This is a genomic window from Clostridium sp. (assembly GCF_050717515.1).
Lineage (GTDB): Bacteria > Bacillota > Clostridia > Clostridiales > Clostridiaceae > Clostridium_AD.
This window is the reverse complement of the sequence record NZ_JBOITL010000021.1, coordinates 105,002-130,290: the sequence shown is the minus strand read 5'-3', so window position 1 is coordinate 130,290 and position 25,289 is coordinate 105,002. Positions and strand designations below refer to the sequence as shown.

Below are 25,289 nucleotides of genomic sequence, written 5' to 3'. Positions count from 1 at the left end.
GAAATGTGCTACACAAAAGTGGCGAAATTGGTAAAGAAAAATAGGAAATAACAAGATTATAAATCTTGTAGCTGTAATATTTGTCCGAGTTTAAAGAAGTAAATAATATGCTGGAAGGGGAATTTTTATGAAAATATTAGTTATTAATTGTGGTAGTTCTTCTCTAAAATACCAACTTATCAATATGGAGGATGAAACTTGTTTAGCGCAAGGATTGATTGAGAGGATTGGCAGTGAAGGATCTGTTTTAACTCAGAAAGTACAAGGCAGAAAAAAATTTATAGTAAAACAAATTATGCAGGATCATAAAGATGCAATTAAATTAGTTCTTTCAACTCTTATAGATGAAACTAATGGAGTAATTAAAAGTGTAGATGAAATCTCAGCAGTAGGTCATAGAGTGGTTCATGGTGGAGAATATTATTCTAAATCTGTATTGATTGATGAAAAAGTAATGAAGGCTTTAGAAGATTGTTCAAAACTCGCACCATTACATAATCCACCCAATATTATTGGAATTAATAGTTGCAAAGAACTTATGCCTAGCACACCAATGGTGGCGGTATTTGATACAGCCTTTCATCAAAATATGCCAGAACATGCATATATTTATGCACTACCATATGAATTATATGAAGAACACAAGATAAGAAAGTACGGGTTCCACGGAACTTCTCATAAATATGTGTCCCAAGTAGCTTCAGAGATGATGAATAAAGATATTAAAGATTTAAAAATCATTTCCTGTCATTTAGGAAATGGAGCAAGTATTGCTGCAATTAAAGGAGGTAAATCCATTGATACAAGTATGGGATTTACACCTCTTGCAGGGCTTGCTATGGGCACAAGATCTGGAGATATAGACCCTTCAATTATAACTTTCTTGATGGAAGAACTATCTTTATCATCAGAAAAAATAGCAGAAATACTTAATAAAAAATCAGGTGTTCTAGGGATTTCTGGAATAAGCAGTGATTTTAGAGATCTTTGGGATGCAGCTAAGAACAATAAAAGAGCACAACTGGCTTTAGATGTTTTTCATTATGAAGTTAAAAAGTTTATCTGTAGTTATGCAGGTGCCTTAGGTGGCGTGGATTGTATCATATTTACTGCTGGCGTTGGCGAAAACTCAGCGAAAGCTAGAGAAGCTTGCTGCACAGGATTAGAGTTTTTAGGGGTTAAAATAGATAGTGAGAAGAATAATGTTGCTGGCATTGCGGCAGAAATAAGTACAGCAGATTCAACAGTAAAAGTTTTTGTAATACCAACCAATGAAGAGTTAATGATAGCAAGAGATACAAAGGAAGTTGTTAACTCATAAAACATAAGACGCAATCAAAGAAACCTCTACAACCGCAAAGGATTGTAGAGGTTTCTTTTAAAGTCAATAGTTTTTTATGGAAATAACCTCTTTCTACATTTAGTAAAAAGAGGCTATTTTTTATTCTTATTGTGTATTATTTAATAAAGGAGCTATTTGACAAATCTTTTAATGTATAACTATTAGCAGTTAATTTTTTTGCTTTAAGCCAAATTAAAACTTCTTCTAGCTCTTTTTCAGGGGGCATAGAAGCCTTTGAATAAGTTGGAAAAGTCAATGTTTTTTTCACAATTTCAGGAAAGCCAGCTTCCTTAATTACAAAATCAATATAACTTTCCTGTTTCGATTCTTTTAAAAACTCCACAGATTTATTATAGGCTTTATAAAGCGCTTTTATTTCCTTAGATTTTGATGCTATTGCATCTTTTGTGAATATAATTACACCAGGGTTTATACCTAGTTTATCAGAACTACTTAAAATCTTTCCACCGGAAGAAATTGCAGTGCTTGCTAGAGGTTCGGGTAATGTAGCCATATCTAATTTGCCATTAGTTAGCATTTCAAGTCTAGTAGGTATCTTTGGTATTGCTACTTTTTTTTGTGAGTTAACATCTATGTTTGAACTTTCCATAATTCTATCTGTTAGATATTCAATAATAGTATTTTTAGAGATTCCTATGGATTTTCCAGCAGATTGTTCAATTTTAGAAATATTAGAATTCACTCCAGAAATCAATTTAAAACTACCATCTGTTTTTGAAGTGATTTTAACATCAAATTTATTATCGTTAAAAAATACTACTGCAAGCATATCAGATATTGCTCCATCAATTTTACCGGTTTGAATTGCTGTATCCCTATCTGTTGCGCTTTTAAAATGCTCTATTTTGACCTGAATACCTTCCTCTTCAAAATATCCATTGTGCTCTGCTATAATAAATGGAACAGAGTCTAAATCTGGCATAGCAACAATAGTTAGTGTTTTTAGTGACGAAGATTCCTCTTCTTTTACCTTATTAGTACAACCAGCAATACTTATACCCATTACCAATACTAGTGTAAGTGCTAAAAGCTTTTTTTTCATTAGGTACCTCCAATAATAATTTATTTTGTCCACAAATAACTTTCTAAAAATGATATTTTTTGAAAAGTCGAAAGAAAGTGAAACATTAGATAAAATAATATAAAGCACTGTAATGAAATGTAAATAACGCAGTCATCATAACACTTATTTAGTTAAGTGTAAACACTGATAAATCAACCTATGGAATATATCTATGAACTAAATTAACAAAACGTATTATTAATGACCAAATCACTTTTTTATACGCAGGCTTAATCATATTATGATAAAATTTTAACTAGTAAAGTTGAAAGAAATAAAGACTAGGTAAATGTGTAAATAACGAATTTGATTTATTTTAGGGCAATATTTTAATAAGCTTACAGTTTAAGCATTATAAACTATATATTTTGGTGAAAATAGTCGAATTGATAATAATTCTCAAACTGAGGGGGATATAGTATGAGTGAAAAGAAAAGAATAGCTATACTTGGCGGAGGATATGGTGGAGTATTAACTGCAAAAAAGCTTGCTAAGAAGTTTAAAAAAGATGAAGATGTTGAAATTACTCTTATAGACCAAAATCCATACCATACGCTACTTACTGAACTTCATGAAGTAGCTGCAGCACGTGTTTCAGAGGATGCAATTAGAATTGATTTCAAAAAAATATTTGCAAAAAGAAAAGTAAAGGTTGTACTTGATCAAATTACTGATTTAGATTTTAAAAATAATGTATTAAAATCTGAAAACAATACCTATGAATATGATTATCTAGTAATTGGTGCTGGATGTAAGCCAACTTACTTTGGTATAAAGGGCGCTGAAGAATTTTGCAAAAAATTATGGTCTTTTGAAGATGCTGTGGTACTTAAAGAACATATTCTTAAAATGTTTAGAAAAGCTGCCAAAGAAAAAAACAAAGAAGAAAGAAAAAAACTTCTAACTTTTATTGTTGTTGGTGGTGGGTTCACAGGTGTTGAAATGATGGGAGAACTCGGTGAGTGGAAAGAAAGGTTATGTAAGGATTTTTACCTAGGACAAGAGGAAGTAACTTTAATATTAGCAGATGACTTACCTAAAATATTACCTACTTTCCCGGAGAAGTTAATAGCAAAAACTAAAAAAAGACTAAATAAACTAGGGGTCACAGTACTAACTAATGCTGGTATTACAGAAGTTACAAAGGACACTGCTACAATTAGAAATAATGGATTGGTTAGCACATACACAGTAATTTGGACAGCTGGCGTTGAAGGCTCTGATATTATTGGGAAAATGGATATCCAGCAAAAGGGTAGGAAAAGAATAGTAACTGACGATAAACTGCGATCTTTAGACTATGAAAATGTTTATGTTGTTGGTGATAACATTTTCTTTATTCCAGAAGGTGAGGAAAGACCTCTCCCACAAATGGTAGAAAATGCAGAAGAGTCGGCTGCATTAATTGCACATAACGTTTATACAGACATAAAGGGTGGAGAAAAGAAATCCTATAAACCTTCATTCCATGGTGCAATGGTATGCGTCGGTGGAAAATATGGTGTGGCAAATGTTGGAGCTGGAAAAAACTTTTTTGCATTATCTGGGTTCTTTGCATTATTTGTTAAACACTTTATAAATATTGTTTACTTTATCCAGGTCGCTGGGTTTAATAAATGCTGGTCATATTTATTACATGAATTTTTCCATGTTAAAGATAATAGAAGTCTTGTGGGTGGCTATTTTTCAAAATCATCTCCAAACTTTTGGCTATTAGTACTTAGAATGTTTGTTGGTTATAAATGGTTAACAGAAGGACTTGCTAAATTACCTAAGATAATAGCTGATCCTTCAAAAATTTTCTTAATACCTGCACCAGTAGTTGATGGAGCAACAGCTGCAACAGCTGCAGCACCAGCGGCAGGAGCGGCACCAGTAGCAACATGGGTTGCATTACCAGTACCAGGTTTTATAGAAAAAATAGTTAAATGGTCTATGGATACTTTCTTTTATACAGGTGATGGTGGATATACATTTTTAGCTACAATTTTCCAAACCGGTATGGTAATTGCAGAAATATTAGTAGGAATAATGCTTATCGTTGGATTATTTAGCGCATTAGCTTCTCTTATGTCAGTTGCTATGGGTATTATGATTTGGACTTCAGGAATGGCTCCTGCTGAAATGTTATGGTACTTATCAGCAGGGATTGCGCTTATAGGTGGATCTGGAAGTACTTTTGGTATGGATTATTATGTGCTACCAATACTTAAAAAGTACTGGAAGAGTATAGGATGGGTTAAAAAATCTTATTTATATGTTGATTAATAAATATATATTTATACCATAGTTCTTTAATTAAAAACTGAATTTTTAAAAATGGAGTGTCCTTTTAGAAATAATTAAAAGGACATTTGGTTTTATAGTGGAATATTAATAATAAGTAATTATTATTCAAAATTAAAAATAATTGGACAAGGTGATAAAAATGAGTAAATTTTGGGAAGACTACCCTGATATTGCGGAAGAATTAGAAGGTATAAAAAAGATAATTGTGGATAATGTAAAATCTAGTGAAAAAGAGTTTGATGAAGCTATTTCTCCACTAGTTAATGCAGGCGGAAAGATGTTAAGACCGGCTTTTTTACTACTGGCCGCAAAGTTTGGAGAATATGATAGGGACAAAATGCACAACTTAGGTGCAGCCATTGAAATGATGCATATGGCAACATTAGTTCATGATGACGTTGTAGATGAATCTAAACTTAGACGCGGTGTGGAAACGGTGCAACACAAATACAGCAAAGAATATGCAGTATATATAGGTGACTTTTTATTTTGTCAATGCTTTATAATGCTATCTGGATTTGATTATTCCACTGAAAATTTAAGAGATATATCAAAAGCTATATCTAAAATATGTATGGGAGAAATAAGGCAATATAATATTAGATACAGAAGAAACACAAGCCTTAGAAAATATATAAAAATTATATCTGGAAAAACAGCAGCACTATTTTCTATTAGCTTTTATACTGGTGCAAAGGAATCTAAATGTAGTGAGACAACTTCAAAATTATTAGCAAGGGTTGGTTACTATATTGGAATGGCTTTTCAAATCATAGATGATTTGCTGGATTACAGTGGAGATGCCAGTAAACTAGGTAAGAATGCTCAAAGTGATTTAGTAAAAGGTTATTATACACTACCACTAATATATGCTATGGCAGCGGATCCAGAAAATAAAATTTCTACTATATTAGATAACACTTCATTAAATGATGAAGATGTAAAACAAATTACTATATTAGTTAATCAATATAATGGAATAGACAAAGCTCAAAATTTAGCGGATAAATACACAAAAAAAGCCTTTGATTATATAGAGAAATTACCAGAATGCGAAAGCAAAGAAATAATTAAAGCTGTAACAGAGAAATTATTAAATCGTAATTCCTAATAAAATATAGAAAGGGATGGTTATATGGCTTATAAGGATTTACAGGATTTTATAAATCATTTGAGAGATAAAAAACTTTTAGATGAAATTGAAATAGAAGTAGATAGTGAGCTTGAAATTACGGAAATAGCTGATAGAGTTTCAAAAAAGTATGGTCATGCCTTGCTTTTTAAAAATGTGAAAAATTCAGAATACCCAGTATTAATTAATTCATTAGGAACCTACGAGCGAATGAATTACGGACTTGAAGTAGAGAATCTTGATGATATTGCAGCAACTATAATGGATTTTATGGACGTAACTAATTATATAACCTTAATTAATAAAGTTAAATCCATTCCCAAACTTGCAAGACTTGCAAGAGTATTTCCTAAAAAAGTAAAAAATGCCCCTTGCCAAGAGGTAATAGAAGATGCAGACTTAAGTAAGCTTCCAATATTAAAGTGCTGGCCTAAAGATGGAGGGAGATACATAACACTTCCCCTAGTAATAACAGTAGATCCAGAAACTAATCAGCAAAATGTTGGAATGTACAGACTTCAAGTATATGACAAAAATACTACTGGTATGCATTGGCATCTACATAAAGACGGAAAAGAGATATACGAAAAATATAGGAAGTTTGGATTGAAAATGCCTGTATCAGTAGCATTAGGCTGCGATCCAGCAACTATATATGCGGCCACTGCACCACTACCAAAAATGATAGATGAAATGATTTTTGCTGGATTTCTTAGAAAATCACCTGTAGAAATTGTTAAATCAATAACCAATGATATTTATGTACCTGCTAATGCTGAATTTATATTAGAAGGATATGTGGACTTAGATGAAGAGAGATTAGAAGGTCCATTTGGTGACCATACAGGATATTATTCTCTTGAAGATATGTATCCCGTGTTTCACATTGAAAAGATTACAAGGAAAAAGCATCCAGTATATCCTACAACAATTGTAGGTAAGCCCCCTATGGAAGATTGTTACCTAGGAAAAGCTACAGAAAGGATTTTTTTACCTTTAATAAAGGTTCAATGCCCTGAAATAATAGATATAAATTTCCCATTAGAAGGTGTATTTCATAATTGTGTAATAGTTTCAATTAAAAAGGCTTATCCAAAGCATGCTCACAAAATTATGAATTCATTATGGGGACTTGGGCAGATGATGTATACAAAAATGATTATAGTTGTAGATGAAAATATTGATCCTCAGAATATCTCAACTGTAGCCTGGAAAGTATTTAATAATATAGATCCTAGTAGAGATATAGTAATTTCAGAAGGACCTTTAGATGCACTTGATCATGCATCAAATACTCCTTTTTATGGTTCAAGACTAGGTATAGATGCTACAAAAAAATGGCCCTCAGAAGGACATTCAAGGCCTTGGCCAGATGATATAGAAATGTCTGAGGAAATTAAAAAAATGGTAGATAAGAGGTGGAGTGAATATGGTATTAAAGAAACTTAAAAGCTATGGGGAGTTAGTTATGTTTTCCCATACACTCTTCTCTCTTCCTTTCGCTTTAATATCAATGATTTGGGCAGCTAATGGGTTACCGCCCGCTACTACAATATTTTGGATATTAATTGCACTTGTTGGAGCTCGAAATGGTGCTAACGCTCTTAATAGAATTGTAGATAAGGATATTGATAAAAAGAATCCTAGAACTGCAAATAGACATATGCCAAAGGGCCTGGTGAAGGATTATGAAGCCTTAGGTATAGTGCTATTTTGTTTTTTTGTTTTTATAATAGCGGCCTATAAACTAAATCCTCTATGTTTTATGTTATCTCCGGTAGCACTTTTTTTTTTTATAATTTACTCTTATACTAAAAGATTTACATGGGTATGCCATATTATTCTAGGTATAACCTGTGGCGGGGCTCCTGTAGGCGCATGGCTTGCGGTAACAGGAAAATTTGCGCTTGCACCAATTATTTTAGGTGCTGTTGTGACATTGTGGGTAGCGGGTTTTGATATAATTTATGCAACTCAAGATATTGAGTTTGATAGAAGAACCGGTTTGTTTTCTATACCTGCTAAATTTGGATTAAAGGGTGCCTTATACATATCCTCACTGTTTCACGTTATTACGATTTTGCTTTTAATTAGTTTATATTTTGTAATGCATAGAGGATGGATATATTTATTTGGCATATTTATCAGTGCCATTTTGTTAATCTTGGAGCATTATATTGTGTCTCCAACAAACACAAAAAAGATGAAAATTGCTTCTTATAACATAAATCAAGTGGTAAGTGTTTGTATATTTATTTTTACTGTATTAGATTTTTTTATATTATAATTAAGAGGTGATTTGTTTGGGAAGATATATAGTAGGGATTACCGGAGCCAGTGGAAGTATCTACGGTGTACGGCTTATAGAAGAGTTAATAAAAGGTGATAATGAAGTTTATTTAGTCATTACAAATAACGGCAGAAAAGTTTTGGAGTATGAGCTTGAAATTAATTTTGATGCATGGCTTAAAAATATTAATAAAAGCAATGGAAGGCTTAATTTATGTGATATAGAGGATATGTTTTCGTCTATAGCAAGTGGTTCCTTCAAGACTGATGGAATGGTAATTGTGCCCTGTTCAATGGGAACTCTTTCAAAAATAAGTAGCGGAACTTCTGATAATTTACTAATAAGAGCTGCAGACGTAATGATTAAAGAAAAAAGAAAATTGATTTTGATTCCAAGGGAAACCCCGCTTAGTTCTATTCATCTTAAGAACATGCTTTTTTTAAGCAATTTGAATGTTTTGATAATACCTCCTATGCCAGCGTTTTATGAAAAGCCAAAAACTATTGAAGATATGGTAAATATCACGGTAGGGAGAATTCTTTCAAGCTTAAATGTAGATAATGAAATGTACCATGAGTGGGGCATAAATAAATGATAAAAATAAGTGATTTAAGTGTTTGTTATAAAAACGTGGACAAAAATACCAAAGTCATAGAAAATGCAAATTTAACAGTGAAAAAAGGGGATATTTGTGCTATAATTGGCCCCTCAGGTGGTGGTAAATCAACTTTATTAAAGGTTATAGCAGGAATTATTGTGGACTACACAGGTGAAGTTTTAATAGATGGAAAAGCAGTGGATCCTAAAATACATAGAATTGGTTTAATACCTCAAAATTATGGATTAGTTAAATGGAAAACAGTAGAGCAGAACATATTTTTATCCGCAAAAATCAAAGATGGTAAGGGTAATATAGATATGGATTTTTATGAGAAATTACTAGTGGAGTTAAAGCTTAAAGACTTTGTTAAAAGATATCCAAGTCAGCTAAGTGGAGGACAAATGCAAAGAGTATCCATGGCTAGAGCTTTATTATTAAAACCAAATATACTTTTAATGGATGAATCTTTTTCTGCGTTGGATGCTATGACCAGGGAAGAGGTTCAGAAAATGTTTTTAGAAGTTTGGCAGGCACACAAGGTTACCACTATAATTGTAACCCATGATATTAAAGAAGCAATATATTTAGCAAAGAACATAGCTGTAATATCCGCCTCCCCAGGAAAAATAGTTGAAGTTATAAGCAATCCCTTATTTGGAAAAATAAATAGGGAAGTTGATTTTGAGTACATAGATATAAACAATAAACTTAGAAAAATTCTTAAAGGGGGCCAGCTGGAATGAGACTTAAAGAATATAAACTAGTTAACTTTGCAATTGCTTTTTTTATTATTTTTGGTTTGTGGCAAATAGGAGCTATGATTATTAATAAGCCATTATTTCCACCACCCTATGCAATAATAATAAATATATTTATAACTTTTAAAAGTGAAATAGCAGTCCACGTTGTTTACAGTTTTAATAGAATTATAGTAGGCTTGCTATTTACTTTGATAATAGGTGTGCCTGTAGGTATTTTAATGGGATATTTTAAAAAGATTGATTTAATATTATCACCAATTATATATTTTAATTATCCTATACCTAAGATAGCATTACTTCCTATAGTAATGCTTATTTTTGGCTTAGGTGATTTAACAAAAATAGTTATGATCTTCTTAATTACCTTTTTCTCTGTAGTGGTTAATATACGAGATGAAGTAAAAAATATCCCTGAAGAAGTTTTTTATCCTATGTATTCATTGGGAGCAACAAATTTTCAAATAATGAAAGAGATTATTTTTCCTGGAATACTTAAAGCTTTATTAACATCTCTTCGAATTGGAATAGGTACTGCTATATCTGTTTTATTCTTTACTGAAAACTTTGGCACAGAATATGGCATGGGGTATTTTATTATGGACTCTTGGATGAGAATTAACTATATTCAAATGTATTCAGGCATTTTAATTTTAAGTTTAATCGGCCTATTTTTCTTTATTATAACTGATGTTTTAGAAGGGATTTTTTGTCCTTGGAGATAAAAAAACATATACTTAAAATGACACAAAAGTAGAAGAATGATATAATTATATTATGGCTATTGACCCAAGAAAAACTTATTTGGATGACAAGGGAGGAGACTTAATTGAAAAAATTAGTTGTATTAGCATTATGGATAGTTTTAGCAACTGGACTCGTGGCTTGTGGTTCAAAAAGTGTTATTTATAAAAAAGGAACCTATGAGGGTAACGCAGAAGGGCATATAGGACCCATAAAGGTTAAAATAGTGACGGATCAATACGAAATAAAGGAAATTGTGATATTATCGCAACAAGAAACTCCAGTGATAGCTGAAATAGTATATAAAAAAATCCCGCCAAAAGTAATAAAAGCTAATAGTTCAGAGGTTCAAGTTGTTGCAGGAGCTACATATACAAGCAATGGACTTATTAAAGCTATTAAAGATGGGTTAAATAAAGCAAAAATAAAATAACCATAATATGAGGTGAAGTGCTATTGAAATTGCAGTATAAATTAACAATATTTATAAGCATTATAATATTTATGGTCATTGGTGGAATAGGAATTGTTACTTATTATCAAGTGCAAAATTCTGTGGAAACTCAAATGGGTAATAATGCTATGGATTTAGCTGTAACTATTGCATCTATTGATATAATTGAAAAAACTTTAGCAACTTCCAAAGATTATGACACTGTTCAAAAAACTATAGAGAGTTTTAGAGAAAAAACTAGATTTCAATATATTATTGTTATGAATATGAAGGGAATAAAATATTCCTATCCAAATGGAAATTCTCTGGGCAAGAAATACGCTGACGGTGGAGAAGAGCAGGTGCTAACAAAGGGTGAATCTTATGTGGCGAGGGACAGAAATGTTTTGATTTCGGCAACAAGAGCCTTTGTACCCATATATTATAAGGGAGAACAAGTAGGTGCAGTTTTAGTGGGCCTTTTAACTGATACAGTATATGCTGAACTTGATTTTCATTTGTTTTGTTTGAAAATAGCTTTAGTAGTTGGTCTTTTAATGGGAATAGTAGGTGCGGTTTTTTTGTCAAATACAATAAAGAAAAGCATATTTGGCCTGGAGCCAAAGGAAATTGCACTACTACTAGGACAGAGAGATTTAATTTTGCAGAATCTAAAAAATGGTATTATAGCTATTGATAGTGATGGCAAAATAATACTCTTTAATAAAATAGCTAAGGAAATTTTAAAACTAGAAGATGAAAATATAGGCAAGAGTATTGCTACTTTGAACTTAAATTATACAGATGAAATGATGGAAGTATTGAGGAATAAGGAAGCAGTATATAATCAAGAAATTAAAATGCGTCATGGTAAAACACTTATGTGTAGCCATACTTTATTAAGAAATCATAAAGAAGAAATTATAGGTGTTGTATCCAGTTTTCAGGACTTAACTGAGGTTAAAAATATGGCTGAAGAATTAACTGGAATTAAAAAAATGACTTGTGCCTTAAGAGCTCAAAATCATGAGTTTATGAATAAACTTCACACTATTTCAGGTCTAATACAATTAGAAGAGTATAACGAAGCTGTTGAATATATATCTCATATATCCAAGCTTCGCGGAGAAGTTTCTGAAATTCTTAGCAAAAGAATTAAGAATACACACATAGCAGGGCTATTACTTGCCAAATATAATAAAGCAACAGAAGCTAAAATTTCTGTAGAAATTGATGCAAATTCATATCTAGATATTATTCCTGAAAATATAACAGTAGATGAGATTTGCTCTGTAATTGGAAACTTAATAGAGAATTCTATAGAGGAATTAGTTAAATTTGAAAATGGTAAGATATCCATAAGATTAATATCTAATAATGAAGCACTTAGAATAAGAATTCAAGATAATGGTCCTGGAATTAGTGAAAATATAATAGATAAAGTTTTTGAACGTGGATTTACAACCAAACCTGGGAACAGAGGATTTGGCCTTAGTATTATAAAACAAATAGTAGATTATGCAGGTGGTGACATAAATATTCTACAAGAAAATGGAGCTATATGGGATATATATATACCAATGAAAAGGGGTAGATTATATGATTAAGGTTCTTATTGTTGAAGACGACCCTATGGTGAGGGAAATAAACGAAAAATTTCTTAGAAAAATAGAAGGGTTTACACTATATGATAGCGTTAACTCCATCGAAAAGGCAAAAGAAGTTATAATAAGTGGAAACCCTGACCTAATATTATTAGATGTTTTTTTTCCACAGGGTTTAGGTACAGATTTATTAAAGTGGATACGACTGGAAAATTTAAAATGTGATGTTATATTAATTACTGCAGATAGGAATACAGAAACTGTTGAAGAAGCATTTCGATATGGAGCAGTAGATTATTTAGTAAAACCTTTTATATTCAACAGGTTCAAGGAGGCATTGCTCCAATTTAAAAGTAGAAAGAATAGTTTTAAAAATGTTCATAGTATGGAGCAAGAAGTTATTGATAAATATACTATAAAAGAAAATAAACACGTCATAGAATATTATGAAAGCATTGGTGATATTAAGGGCTTTAATCAGTACACTTATGAAAAAGTTATAGTGGGAATATCAGACATGAAAGATAAACCATTTACATCTGAGCAGATTGCGAAAAATATTGGAGTTTCTAGAATAACTGCTAGAAGATACTTAGACTATTTAGAAAAAGAACAAAAGCTTGTGGTTGAAATGGAATACGGTAAAGTGGGTAGACCTAAAAACAAATATAGAATAAAAGGAGAATATTAGTGCAATTTAATATGCACTAATATTCTCCTTTTAATATAAAGGTAAGAAGTAACATCACTGAGCAATAGTTGGGTAATGATACCTACTAAAACTCCTCTGTTTGTAAAATAAATCCTTCTATTACAACATCCTCATCAATTTCAATAAGTAGACATCTTCTACCATCACTATTTTTTACTTGCTTAACTGAATTTAGATCCTTAGGGGTTAATGTAATATTTGCAATTTCACTAGTAATCTTAATGGATTTTGAATTGAATTCAGGTACAATATTGTTTATCTTAAAATCATACTTCATACCACAAGTTTCTTCAAAGGCAGTTTCTATATCATATATAATCTCTGCTCCACAATTACTCAGAATATTTTTAATATCTACAATTCCAAGAGTAGGTTCTTCTCCTTCTTCAAATTGCTCAGAAAGTTCATGTATATTAACATAAATATCTTGCATAAGTTCAGGTTTGATTTTTTCTCCAATTATAGACTTTAAGATATCACCAAAGCAATTTTTTTCATCTTCAGCAGTAAATTTAAAATCACAGTTAAGAACCTTCTCAATGAAATCAGCATTTAATTCTTTAGGTTTTGAAGCGTAATATAAAATTTTGTTTATGTCTGAATATCCATTGGTAAGAGTAGGGAACATGAAGCCCTCCAAGGGAGCATTAAGATTAATGACTGAATCTAAGGCTGAATTTGCTTTAAATTCCTTATCAGTATAATCAAATTTTAGAGTCCTTTTTGGAAGATCTATTTTATTTACACTTGAAAGAATGAAATTAAAGGTTTGCATTGCATCGTCAATGCTTTCATCTGCCGCCATATTTTTATGGCTAGAACCTAGCCAATATTCAGCTTTAATAAAAGTAACCACCACATCAGTTTCGTATTTATAGTTAGCTGTAATTTTTTTTATAAGCTCATTAAGGGAGTTTTGAATTTCGTTTTTATCACTTGTTTTTAGTGCACTACTTAAAATATGTTGAGTGTTATTTTCTTCTTCGATATTCTGAAAATCTAACTCGAAAATTTTTGTATCTATAGCGCCAGTTAGTACTTTCTTAAAATTACCTAGAAATAATTCTTTTTTGTCCATATCCATTCTATCAAAAAAATCAAATTCTGAATGAATAATTGGCTCATAATCAATTTGAACATTATCTTTTTTTAGATAAACGCTATAAATTTCCTGGATTTTCATCATACCACTATCTAATTTAAATTCTTTCCTTATGTTTGTAAGCTCTTTTTTATTCATCATAAAACCTCTTTTCATTGTTATTTTCTTTTATATGCTAAAATTATAACACAAAATTGTGGAATGATATTATAAAATTTCCTGTATTGTTTAATAATAACTATTGACAAAGTATTATTAGCGTGTTATATTATAAATATAAGAAGCGCAACTTATCGTATATTTAGTAAAATCTTTAAACAAAACTTGATACCCCCAACAAATTGAAAAATAAGAGAGTGGGGTGAGATCATAAAAATATATAAAAACTATAAGTAGACTAAGAATTCAATGATGATTGCCATTGCAATCGGCTAAGAAGCCATTAAAGGAATTACTTAGGAATACAAGAGATAGCTTTACCGTAATAAATTTAGTTTAAGTTCGTAATACAATACTGATTTAATTATTAAAATTTAAAAAGGTCAATATATAGTTTAAGGAGATAAAATATTGTTAAATATATTAAGAAAAGATAGAAGTTAGAATCTAATTCGCTGTGAATTAAGTATTCTAACTTCTATTTATTTTTGTCATTAAATATTAATAATTTTCAGTAAACCAACCGATTAATTTTTTAGCTATACTTATACTATCAGGTGTTAAAGGCATTTCGGTAGAACTATACCAGTTAGCGTCACCAATTTCTTTCCCATCCACTTGTATTTCTCCGCTTGCATATTCTGCTGTAAATCCTATCATAAGAGAATTGGGAAAAGGCCAAGGTTGATTTCCAAAATATTTTATATTTTTAACAGTAATCCCAGTCTCCTCTTGAACCTCACGAACAACGCATTCCTCAAAAGTTTCACCAACCTCAACAAATCCAGCAACTACGCTAAATAAATCTTTGGGGGATTGATTATTATGTGCAAGTAGTAATTTTCCCTCGCGTACAACAGCCACAATTATTGCGGGAGAAATTCTAGGGTAATTTACAAGTCCACATTTAGGACACTTTTTAGCTCTTTCTCCCTCTACGTTTTGAGCTAATGTACCACATCTGCCACAATATTTATGATCATTATTAAAGTTTACTAATTGATTAGCTCTTCCGCCTATCCAAAACATGTCTTCAGATAACTGGTGAGTAAGTGCTTTAAGTTTACTGAAATACATATCGATTGGTATAATAGCATCATTATCTAATTCGCCATAAAAGCAATTTTGACCATTTATAGACCCAAGATATTGAGTATTAATTAATTTTAAATTATCTAGATCGCAAATAGCAGGTATCACTGCCTTGTTGTCTTCAGATTTAACTAATAACTCATCCTTATAAAATAAAAAATAAATATCCTTATTAGTTTTAGGCAAAATCACATCTACTGATGGTATAAAATTCGTCATATTGTCTTCATTACGCATTATTGTCATATCTCCAATCTACAGTTATATAATTAATAAGCCTAATTAATAGGCTATTGGTGGTTGTCTAAAAATTTATCAACGTCCTATAATTATATCATATACTTAAAATCTTTAATATTCTAAATTTATATATTATTTAATATAGGGAACACTTGTCTTAGTAAAGTTATCAATAAAATCTTGCGAAAAAAAGTCGAATTTTATATTTTAAGCTTCATTTGCATTTATATATATGTTAAAATTGTAATGAGTCAAATCGGTTTTGTAGTAAAATTATAAATACTCATATATTTAAAGAATAAACAGGAGAAAATATAAAATACTATATGCATTTGAAGTTTTTAAGCCACTTTTGTGGATATCAAGGAGGTATTATTATGGATATTAAAGAATCATCTAGCATTCCCTACTGTAGCCTAGGTATTATGGCACTAGAGAGTAGCTCAGAACTGGGAAATAGAATTAATGAGCTTTTAATTAAAAAACGAAAAAAAAATGACAATGGGCCTATAAATCATGACTTGGGTGATGAAAAATCTTTTCTTATAAACATGACTGATATTCGATTTTCAAATGGTGAAGGCAAGATTATTATAGAAGACTCGGTTAGAGGTAAAGACATATTCATATTATGTGATGTAGGAAATTATAGTTGTACCTATACAATGTATGGTTATGAGAACCATAAAAGTCCAGATGATCATTTTCAAGATATAAAGAGGGTTTTGTCCGCATTAGGTGGGAAGGCAAGGAGAATAACTGTAATAATGCCATTATTATATGCAAGCAGGCAGCATAGGCGAAAACGTAGAGAGTCTCTTGATTGTGCCATTGCTCTTCAGGAATTAGAAAGATTAGGGGTTGATGATATTATAACCTTTGATGTACATGATCCAAATGTTCAAAATGCAATACCACTTATATCCTTTGATAATTTATATCCAACTTACGAAATAGTGAAAACGATTTTACAAGAGGAACCTGAATTATTAGTAGATAAGGCAAAGGTGCTGGTGATAAGTCCAGATACAGGTGCAATGGATAGAGCTGTTTATTACTCTAGTGTGATTGGACTTGACATTGGGCTTTTCTACAAAAGAAGAGACCATTCAAAAGTAGTAAATGGTAAAAATCCCATAGTACAACATGAATATATGGGAAGAGAAGTAGAAGGACAGGATATTTTGATAGTTGACGACATGATAGCTTCTGGCGAATCAATATTCGACATAGTATTGGAATTAAAAAAACGTAAAGCAAAAAGAATATTTGTAACAGCAACTTTTGCACTCTTTACTGAAGGCATAGAAAAATTCAATAAATTTTATGAAGAAGGTTTAATTGAAAGAATATATTCAACAAATTTAACCTATATTCCTAAAGAAGTTAAAGAAGCTAAATGGTTCCGTGAAGTTGATATGTCGGGATTTATAGCCAGCATAATAAATAACTTGAATTATGATAAATCTATAGCACCACTACTTGATGCCACTAAAGGTATAAAAGACTTGCTAAATAAATCAAAGGTTTAGGTAAATATAATTCCCAATTATAGAAGTAGGAGATTTTCCTTCTGAAATATAGTTGAAAATAAAAATACATATAAAAGAGTATTAAAATAAAAGAATAACTCAGCTTTAATTTTAAATATTCTTTATAATTAAGAGCTAGTATAATACTAGCTCTTAATTTTTTGTAAGGAAATTTTCTTTTTTAGAACATAAGATATCACAATAAGCCCTACTAAAAGTGCTAATGACACATAGAAGCTAGAAGACCCAATATCTGTTGCTTTATCTCCAATGTTTACAAAAACGAAGATACCAGGTATTATGCCCAAAAGTGTAGCTAAAGCAAAATCCTTAAATTTGACCCCTGAAAAACCTGCTGCGTAGCTAATTATATCAAAGGGGAAAAGTGGAATCAGTCTTAATATAAACACTAATAAAAAGCCTCTGGTTTTAATTGAATTTTCTAAATTTGATAGGTCTTTTTTTATGAATTTGTTGAATACCTTATGACCTAATATACTCGCTAGAAAAAAAGAGAGAGTGCCCCCCAAAATAGCACCAATCATAGTGTAAATAAAGCCGCCCATCATTCCAAAACACATACCGCCAGCAATGGCAAGGATTGAATCTGGGAAAAATGTAAGGGGTACAAAAGTAAATAAAATTATATAGATTATTGGTGAGAACATTCCATAAGAGTTTATAAAATCTTTCATATTTTCTGGGGTACAATGACGTAGAGTCTCTATATTGAAAAAGGTACACATAATAATTGCAACAATTATTAAAAGGGATACTACCTTTAAAATTTTTGTGATTTTTTCACTCATAAAAACCTCCTTTTAGTAAGCTTATATTGTCTTGCTTAAAGCTATTATTAGCCACATTAATTATATAGTAAAGTATTAAGTATATCTAATAGATAATTTATATAGAACACAGTTCAACTATAGAAATATCAAATAGATAATTTAGGTTGTAAAACTAATTAAGTACAGGTACCTAGTTATCAATACTAAAAAAATATGTATATTATAGAAATAGAAAAAATTTGAATTGCATGAAAATATTAATATGAAAAAGTGACATATGTCATTTTTTTTTATTCCTATTTTGGGTATAATAGTTAAGGTATAATAAAATAGCCATAGGGGATTATTAAATTTACTATATTTTTCAAACTAAATATAATTATAAGGAGGTTTCAATATGATACCAACAGCACATATTGAAGTAAAAGAAGAAGGAATTATTGCAAAAACAGTATTAATGCCGGGAGATCCATTACGTGCCCAATTTATTGCAGAAACATTTTTAGAAAATGTTGAAAAATTTAATAATGTCCGCAATGTATTTGGATACACGGGTACATATAAAGGACGTAAGATTTCTGTAATGGCTAGTGGAATGGGTATGCCTAGTATAGGTATCTACTCATATGAATTATTTAATTTTTATGGGGTAGAAAATATTATAAGAATCGGTTCATGTGGTGCTTATACTGCCGACCTAAACTTATATGATGTAATACTCACCACCGATGCTTGGAGTGAATCTACGTATGCAAAGGTTCAAAGTGGATGTAAAGATGATATAATTGCGGCATCAGTTGAGCTAAATAGTAAGTTAGAGAAAATAGCAGAGGATTTAGGAATTAAAGTTCATAAAAATAGAGTTCACTCATCTGATGTATTTTACCGCGAAAATTTTGATGAGTATAAAGATATTTATGAAACTCATGGTTGTACTTCAGTAGAAATGGAATCATTTGCACTATTCCATAATGCAAATGTATTGGGTAAGAAAGCTGCTTGTTTATTAACAGTTTCAGATAATTTAGTAACTCATGAATTAACTACATCTGAAGAAAGACAAGAGGCCTTTACTAATATGATGAAAATAGCATTAGAGATGGCTGAATAATACAAAGAGAGTGCCATCCAAGTGGCAAGTGGCAAGTGGCAAGTTTAAAAGAAAATATTGGAATTATTATAAAAAACCCCTCAAAGTAAGATTATTGAGGGGTTTTTTGAGTATTTTAAGCGTAAACCTTTGGTCTAGGTATTTAATTATTTTATTATCAGTTCATTAACTGCAATTTTAGGATGTTTATACCTGCCTTTCTTTTCTGTACCTTTACCATATTGAATTGCTTTGGCTTTGCATAAATGGATGCAAGCTAAACATTGGGTACAATTGTTTCCCCATAGGGGCTTCCCCTGAACCTTAATTGTTCCACTATTACATACCTTCTCGCATAATCCGCAACCAGTACAGTTTTCATTTACATGAAAACTCTTTGTATTATGAGCGTTCTTATTAAACAATGGATTTACTACATAAGTCATCACTCTAGGTAGTAAGCCTTTTTCAAGTTGATAAACATTATCCGCTTTATGTTTTACCGTATTATTTATGGTAGCTATTACTTGTTTGGATTCTAAAAGTTTTTTATTTTCAACTTCCACAGTGTCAACATCCCCAAAGAAAATATAATTATTGGGCATTATTACTGAAAATCCACTACTGAGATGTAAATTCTTTTTCTTCAAGGCTTTATCAATAACCTGAACCGTATTACCAATATTAGCTCCACAAGTGGCTACAGTAAAGATATAGTTATTATTATAGTTGTTTAACTTCAACTTATTAATAAATTGAATAACTTGCTTTGGTGGTGACCAGGCATAAACAGGATAAACAATGCCTATAACTTCATTAGGGTTTAATGTGTATTCATAGTATTGCTTATTATCCCTCATAGTAGCTGATATGGAAATTAAACTTTCATTATTTTCTTTTGCTATACTTTTAGCAACATACAGAGAATTACCAGTGCCTGAAAAATAAAATATCATAAATGGCCTCCAATCAGTAATTAAAAATAATTACTTAATATTAGTATAATTTTTTTAGTTGAAATTGTAAATGGCATATTTAATTACAAATTTCGTGCAAAAACTTTAAATAATTTATTAAAGATATCTTTAAATATTAAATATATTAGGATATAATATAAGAATATACATATAGAAGAAATATATATATTAAAATGAATAATAAGGAGTACATTATGAGAAAAGTTTATAAGGACCCAAAAGCGTTAGCAGCATGTTTAAAAGATTTAGTAGATTTTTATTTAGACGATGTTATGACCTATGAGAAGCTAGAAGAAAAATTAAATATCTTAATTAATGCAAATGAGGATAGGATTTATAAGGATGGAAACTTATCTTTAAAAATATCTAATATAATAGGCAGTTCGAGAGTAGACATTATTAATAAAGTATTTTCAGAAAGACAAAATTAATTGTGTAGTTAAAAACAATGCCTATGCATAAATTACTTGTATATATATCCATATAATTATATAATTAATTAAAGTTAAAATAATTAATTAGTAAGGAGTGGTATAATGGCTAAAAATAAACCAGCTTTTCCATCAAGTAACAATAAGTCTTCAAATGGACAAGAATCTAAAGGTGACAATAAAACTCCATTACCAACACCAAAGAAAGCTATACGAGGTAATTCTAGGGGACAATAAATATAAGTAAAGATTTATGAAAAAAATTATAGCTTGCTATTGGATTTTAAAAAGGGTAGCAAGTAACTGACTTTAAGCCAGTTACTTGCTACCCTTTAATCATTGGTTCTAATTATTCTTTTCTGCCATCCACCTTTTCTATAGAGATAATACCCGTATAAACAGATAATTAAATTACTAGAGCTCATAGAAATCCATATTCCCGTGGAGCCAATGGTTGTAAAATATTTAAAAAGAAGTATCATAGGAAGCCTTACAAACCATAGTCTACCTATTTCCATATTCATGGAGTATTTCGTGTGGCCGGACCCCTGAAATATTCCTTGAAAGACGCTGAATATACCCATTAGGGGCATTGAAAAAGAAATATATATTAAATAAGTAATAGCTTCAGATATTACTCGATTATCATCCTTAGAGCGTATAAAAAAATTAACTATTGGTTTGTCTTGCCATATGAGCACTATACATCCTAAAATTGAAATGCTTATAGTAAGTTTTAATGCCTTAACAAAAGCTTCTTTAACACGTTCTAATTGACCTGAGCCAAGATTTTGTCCCACAATAGCTGTTAGTGAAGCACCTATTCCCATGGCTGGTTGCATAATAAGCGAAGTAATTCTGTTCACCATGCCAAAGGCCGCAAGTGTTGAGGTTCCATAGGATACAATAAAACCATTAAGGATTATAAAACCAAGAGCTGAACCACTTTGCCCAATAGCAGATGGTATGGCAACTTTAAATAGTTTATTTAATATGTTCCTATCAAAACGAAAGTTTTTAAAGCTGGGTTTTATTTTTGAAGTGGATTTATGAAGTATATATAATCCAGCAGCTGCAAGAAGAGCCTTTGATATAATAGTAGCTACAGGAGCTCCTGCGATTCCCATATTAAATTTAAATATAAATATAGGGTCTAAAATAGCATTTATAATAACACTTATAGAGCTTAATATAGTAGGTGTTAGAGTGTTACCCTGTGAACTCATAATGGCATTAAAGCAAAAAAACAAAAATGTAAAGGGCATATCTAAAAATGTTATCCTTAAGAAGATTTCACTATAATGAGCTAAATCGCCTTTTGCTCCCATAACATTTATTATAATCGGGCTCATTAAATAGCCTATAACTGAAAAACAAATAGCACACACAACTGCAATTGCAATAAGCTGAGAGGAATACATCGATGCTTTGTCGTATTTTGATGCGCCAATAAATTGAGATAAAATGGAGGTTCCTGCAATAAATAATCCGATTCCTATAGATATAAATAGAAATATAACTGGCCACACAAAGGATATGGCTGCAAATTGCATCGAACCTAATTTGCTTACCCAAATTCCATCAATTAAACTATATAAAGTCTGAATTAAATTACTAAGCATTATTGGTGCTGCCAAGGTTATTATTACCTTGTACATTGATCCTTGTAGTATAAGATTCTTTCTTTCCTTCATGTCCATAAATTAATCCCCCAATTTCATAATAAGTGATATAATAGTAAGCATATTATCTATTATATCATTTTAAATTTAGACTAATAAGAGAACCAATTAATTTATTGCATTAATTGCATAAAAACCAAGTCAATTTATAAACGAGTATATGGTAAATGACAGCTATTGTTTTATATTTATATAATAATTTGCTATGAATGAAGGGTTTATTAATTTTACGTAGAATACTTTACTAGAAAACTACAAAATTAGAGAAACTAGAGAAATATAGATTAGAACACCATAATCTTATTTTTTTTTAGAGGAGGAAATTTATGAACTTCAAAATAGGGAAGAACAAAAGTAAAACATTGAGCATTTTTCTTGTGGCAGTTTTAGTTATTACAGAATTGCTTTTATTAATGCCCAGTGTTCAAACTTTTGCCCAAAGTGGCAAAACAAAGATTATTATCCATTATGCTAAAACTCCAAATAGTGATTTAAAATGGAATATGTGGTTATGGACTGATAAAAAGGATGAAAGCAAGTTTGAATTTAATGGCAAGGACGAATTCGGTAAGGTTTGCGTAGCTGAATTTGATGGATCCTTTAAAAAACTAGGATTTATAGTGCGCACGGACGAGTGGAGAAAAGACACTGTGGATGATAGATTTATTGAAAAATTTAACAATGGTGTTGGAGAAGTTTGGCTTAAAGGAGGCGACACGAAAGTATACTATTCTTTAGCTGAAGCTAATGCAGGGGATGCTAAATCAGCAGTAGTTCCCGCAACTGCAATAGACAAACCGGGTACATTTATAGTTGCAAAATTAGATGAGATGAATAGCATAAGCATAGAAACAAGCGTAGCATTTACATTTAGCGCAGAAGGAACTCAAGGCATTACAGTTAAGTCGGATGACAAGATCTTAGCTGTAAAAAAAGTAACAAGTGATGAAGTAATAAATGGGACTACAACTGTTGCAAAAATAGAGCTTAGTGAAAATGTGAACCTAGGTCAAAAAATTACAATCTCAAAGTTAGGGTTCCCTGAAAAAGAAGTGGTGTTTGGAGATGTAATGAAAAGTGCTAGTTTTGAAAAAATCTTTTATTATGAAGGAAATGATTTAGGTAATACCTATACTAAAAGTAAAACAAGCTTTAGGGTATGGGCACCAACAGCAACTGAGGTAAAGATTGTAACCTATAAAAAGTGGAATGATAAAAGTGGTATTGATTTTAGTATGAAAAAAGGTGAAAATGGAACATGGACGTTTAACTTAAATGGAGATCAAAAGGGTATTTTTTATACATATAAAGTTAATATTGGAGGAGTTTGGACTGAAGCTGTGGATCCTTATGCACGTTCTGTGGCTGCAAACGGAGACAAGGGTGCGGTAATAGATTTAAAAGGAACAGATCCAGAAATATGGAATCCAGGTGAAAAACCTAATTTTACAAATTTAAATGATGCTATTATGTACGAACTACATGTTAGAGATTTTTCTATAGACAAAAACAGCGGTATTGAAAATAAAGGGAAATTTTTGGCTTTTACTGAAAAAGGAACAAAGGGAATTGATGGTAAGCGGACAGGTGTTGATTATATAAAGGATTTAGGAGTAACACATGTGGAGCTTATGCCAATATTTGATTACGCTAGTGTGGATGAGACTTCAAGTAAGGCGCAATATAACTGGGGTTACGATCCTAAGAACTATAACGCTCCTGAAGGAAGTTATTCAAGTGACCCATACAACCCGGTTGCGAGAGTTAAAGAATTAAAACAAGCAGTGCAATCTCTTCATGATAATGGGTTAAGGGTGAATATGGACGTAGTTTATAATCACATGTACAGTAGCAATGATTCTAATTTTAATAAATTAGTACCTGGGTATTATTTTAGATACGATAAAGATGGCACTGCTGCAAATGAAAGCGGTTCTGGAAATACCATTGCCTCGGAAAATGCAATGGCAAGAAAATTTATTGTTGATTCTGTTATGTATTGGGCAAAGGAATATAATTTAGATGGATTTAGATTCGATCTTATGGGCCTACTTGATATAAAGACTATGAATGAAATTAGAAAAAAGCTAAGTAGTTTAGATCCTTCAATTCTTATTATAGGAGAAGGCTGGGATATGGAGACTGCTCTTTTATCAGATGTAAAAGCAACACAAAAAAATGCCAGTAAAATGCCTGGAATATCACTTTTTAACGATATAATAAGAGATGGTATAAAAGGTAGTGTATTAGATACAAAAGCCAAGGGCTTTGTGAATGGTAAATCTTATGGAGAGCTAGACATAAAAAAAGGAATAGTTGGAGGAATAGATTACTCAAATGATATAAAAACCTGGGGCAAGATAGCCCCGCTTCAATCTGTTAATTATGCCGAAGCTCACGATAATAATACGTTATGGGATAAACTTCTTTTAACAAACCCAAAGGATAATAATGAAATAAGATTGAAAATGCACAAATTGGCAGATTCTATTATTCTTACTTCCCAAGGGACTCCATTCTTCCAAGCGGGACAGGAGTTTTTAAGAACAAAAGCTGGGAATAGCAACTCCTATAAGTCTAATGATACAGTAAATAAGCTTGATTGGGCTCTGAAATCTAAAAACATTGACACCGTTAATTATTTCAAAGGTTTAATAAAGTTAAGAAAGGAACATCCTGCCTTCAGAATGAATTCAGCAGAGATGATCAAGCAAAATTTGAAATTTTTAAGAGCTCCGGAAAACGTTGTAGCCTATGAAATAGCCCATAATGCCAATATGGATACTTGGTCTGACATCGTAGTGGCTTTCAATGCAAATAGAGAAGATATAACCATTAAATTATCTAAGAAAAGCACATGGAATATTGTAGTGAATGGAGAAAGAGCAGGGGTTAAAACTATAAAACAATTTAAAGGCGATTCATTAGTAGTGCCTGCACTAAGCTCTATTGTAATTTATGATGGAGTAGAGAATATATTTACAACCTTACCCTTTTGGATTTATACTATACTAATATTATGTGGGATTACTTACCTAATATTGTTTTTGAAGGGGAGAAAGAAAGCTTAGCATTACGGTGTATTGTATTTTTTTAGAAAGTCCTTATTGTAAAATATAAGGACTTTTTTAGGTTATCAATAAGAGTCTACAGAATTTACTTTGTTGTTATTTACTTTATTTGGAGACGTGTCTATAATAAGAA

At 31.0% G+C, this 25,289-nt stretch carries 22 protein-coding genes; 16 read left to right on the top strand and 6 right to left on the bottom strand.

Annotation, left to right across the window (positions count from 1 at the left end; genetic code table 11):
* The first annotated feature begins 127 nt into the window (after positions 1-127).
* Positions 128-1,321, top strand: a complete 1,194-nt coding sequence (locus ACREV6_RS06645) for an acetate kinase (RefSeq protein WP_431577223.1) — start codon at positions 128-130, stop codon at positions 1,319-1,321.
* 136 nt (positions 1,322-1,457) lie between these two features.
* On the opposite strand, the gene ACREV6_RS06640 is transcribed toward ACREV6_RS06645, so the two are convergent.
* Positions 1,458-2,405 (bottom strand): ABC transporter substrate-binding protein, encoded by a 948-nt coding sequence (locus ACREV6_RS06640; protein WP_431577222.1) that lies wholly within the window; start codon positions 2,403-2,405, stop codon positions 1,458-1,460.
* 441 nt (positions 2,406-2,846) lie between these two features.
* On the opposite strand from ACREV6_RS06640, the gene ACREV6_RS06635 reads away from it, so the two are divergent.
* The 10 genes from ACREV6_RS06635 (at position 2,847) to ACREV6_RS06590 (ending at position 12,968) form a co-directional block, all read left to right on the top strand.
* Positions 2,847-4,694: an FAD-dependent oxidoreductase gene (locus tag ACREV6_RS06635; protein WP_431577221.1), complete on the top strand. Its 1,848-nt coding sequence runs from the start codon at positions 2,847-2,849 to the stop codon at positions 4,692-4,694.
* Between the two features lie 160 nt (positions 4,695-4,854).
* Positions 4,855-5,826 (top strand): polyprenyl synthetase family protein, encoded by a 972-nt coding sequence (locus tag ACREV6_RS06630; protein ID WP_431577220.1) that lies wholly within the window; start codon positions 4,855-4,857, stop codon positions 5,824-5,826.
* A 24-nt stretch (positions 5,827-5,850) separates the two neighbouring features.
* Positions 5,851-7,296, top strand: coding sequence for a menaquinone biosynthesis decarboxylase (locus ACREV6_RS06625; RefSeq protein WP_431577219.1), 1,446 nt, complete (start codon positions 5,851-5,853; stop codon positions 7,294-7,296).
* Positions 7,277-8,134: a UbiA-like polyprenyltransferase gene (locus ACREV6_RS06620; protein ID WP_431577218.1), complete on the top strand. Its 858-nt coding sequence runs from the start codon at positions 7,277-7,279 to the stop codon at positions 8,132-8,134. The genes ACREV6_RS06625 and ACREV6_RS06620 overlap by 20 nt, the downstream gene beginning before the upstream one ends.
* Positions 8,135-8,150: 16 nt before the next feature.
* Positions 8,151-8,732: a UbiX family flavin prenyltransferase gene (locus tag ACREV6_RS06615; protein ID WP_431577217.1), complete on the top strand. Its 582-nt coding sequence runs from the start codon at positions 8,151-8,153 to the stop codon at positions 8,730-8,732.
* Positions 8,729-9,481, top strand: a complete 753-nt coding sequence (locus ACREV6_RS06610) for an ABC transporter ATP-binding protein (RefSeq protein ID WP_431577216.1) — start codon at positions 8,729-8,731, stop codon at positions 9,479-9,481. Before ACREV6_RS06615 ends, ACREV6_RS06610 begins: the two co-directional genes overlap by 4 nt.
* Positions 9,478-10,221 carry an ABC transporter permease gene (locus ACREV6_RS06605; RefSeq protein ID WP_431577215.1) on the top strand — a complete coding sequence of 248 codons (744 nt, stop codon included), beginning with the start codon at positions 9,478-9,480 and terminating at the stop codon, positions 10,219-10,221. The genes ACREV6_RS06610 and ACREV6_RS06605 overlap by 4 nt, the downstream gene beginning before the upstream one ends.
* A 104-nt stretch (positions 10,222-10,325) precedes the next feature.
* The gene (locus tag ACREV6_RS06600; RefSeq protein ID WP_431577214.1) at positions 10,326-10,673 is read left to right on the top strand and encodes an FMN-binding protein; all 348 of its coding nucleotides are present in this window, start codon (positions 10,326-10,328) and stop codon (positions 10,671-10,673) included.
* Positions 10,674-10,696: 23 nt separating this feature from the next.
* On the top strand, positions 10,697-12,280 hold the full coding sequence (locus ACREV6_RS06595) for an ATP-binding protein (RefSeq protein WP_431577213.1): 1,584 nt from the start codon (positions 10,697-10,699) through the stop codon (positions 12,278-12,280).
* Complete coding sequence (locus tag ACREV6_RS06590) at positions 12,273-12,968, top strand: response regulator (RefSeq protein WP_431577212.1); 696 nt, start codon at positions 12,273-12,275, stop codon at positions 12,966-12,968. The genes ACREV6_RS06595 and ACREV6_RS06590 overlap by 8 nt, the downstream gene beginning before the upstream one ends.
* Before the next feature lie 85 nt (positions 12,969-13,053).
* On the opposite strand, the gene ACREV6_RS06585 is transcribed toward ACREV6_RS06590, so the two are convergent.
* The gene (locus ACREV6_RS06585; RefSeq protein WP_431577211.1) at positions 13,054-14,232 is read right to left on the bottom strand and encodes a DUF4317 family protein; all 1,179 of its coding nucleotides are present in this window, start codon (positions 14,230-14,232) and stop codon (positions 13,054-13,056) included.
* 519 nt (positions 14,233-14,751) lie between these two features.
* Complete coding sequence (gene nudC / locus ACREV6_RS06580; protein WP_431577210.1) at positions 14,752-15,579, bottom strand: NAD(+) diphosphatase; 828 nt, start codon at positions 15,577-15,579, stop codon at positions 14,752-14,754.
* Between the two features lie 380 nt (positions 15,580-15,959).
* On the opposite strand from nudC, the gene ACREV6_RS06575 reads away from it, so the two are divergent.
* On the top strand, positions 15,960-17,114 hold the full coding sequence (locus tag ACREV6_RS06575; RefSeq protein ID WP_431577209.1) for a ribose-phosphate pyrophosphokinase: 1,155 nt from the start codon (positions 15,960-15,962) through the stop codon (positions 17,112-17,114).
* Between the two features lie 146 nt (positions 17,115-17,260).
* On the opposite strand, the gene ACREV6_RS06570 is transcribed toward ACREV6_RS06575, so the two are convergent.
* Entirely contained in the window at positions 17,261-17,923 is a 663-nt protein-coding gene (locus ACREV6_RS06570; protein WP_431577208.1) for a TVP38/TMEM64 family protein, read from the bottom strand.
* Between the two features lie 379 nt (positions 17,924-18,302).
* Between ACREV6_RS06570 and deoD the strand changes: the two genes are divergently transcribed.
* Complete coding sequence (gene deoD, locus ACREV6_RS06565) at positions 18,303-19,016, top strand: purine-nucleoside phosphorylase (RefSeq protein ID WP_431577207.1); 714 nt, start codon at positions 18,303-18,305, stop codon at positions 19,014-19,016.
* Positions 19,017-19,162: 146 nt separating this feature from the next.
* Here deoD and ACREV6_RS06560 read toward each other — a convergent pair whose 3' ends face one another.
* Positions 19,163-19,951: an EFR1 family ferrodoxin gene (locus ACREV6_RS06560; protein WP_431577206.1), complete on the bottom strand. Its 789-nt coding sequence runs from the start codon at positions 19,949-19,951 to the stop codon at positions 19,163-19,165.
* A gap of 215 nt (positions 19,952-20,166) precedes the next feature.
* On the opposite strand from ACREV6_RS06560, the gene ACREV6_RS06555 reads away from it, so the two are divergent.
* On the top strand, positions 20,167-20,403 hold the full coding sequence (locus tag ACREV6_RS06555) for a TIGR04540 family protein (protein WP_431577205.1): 237 nt from the start codon (positions 20,167-20,169) through the stop codon (positions 20,401-20,403).
* 105 nt (positions 20,404-20,508) lie between these two features.
* A complete protein-coding gene (locus tag ACREV6_RS06550; protein ID WP_431577204.1) occupies positions 20,509-20,640 on the top strand; it encodes a hypothetical protein in 132 nt (43 codons plus the stop codon).
* Positions 20,641-20,735: 95 nt separating this feature from the next.
* On the opposite strand, the gene ACREV6_RS06545 is transcribed toward ACREV6_RS06550, so the two are convergent.
* Positions 20,736-22,103, bottom strand: a complete 1,368-nt coding sequence (locus tag ACREV6_RS06545) for an MATE family efflux transporter (protein WP_431577203.1) — start codon at positions 22,101-22,103, stop codon at positions 20,736-20,738.
* A 308-nt stretch (positions 22,104-22,411) separates the two neighbouring features.
* On the opposite strand from ACREV6_RS06545, the gene pulA reads away from it, so the two are divergent.
* Positions 22,412-25,156, top strand: coding sequence for a type I pullulanase (pulA, locus tag ACREV6_RS06540; RefSeq protein WP_431577202.1), 2,745 nt, complete (start codon positions 22,412-22,414; stop codon positions 25,154-25,156).
* The last annotated feature ends 133 nt before the right edge of the window (positions 25,157-25,289 follow it).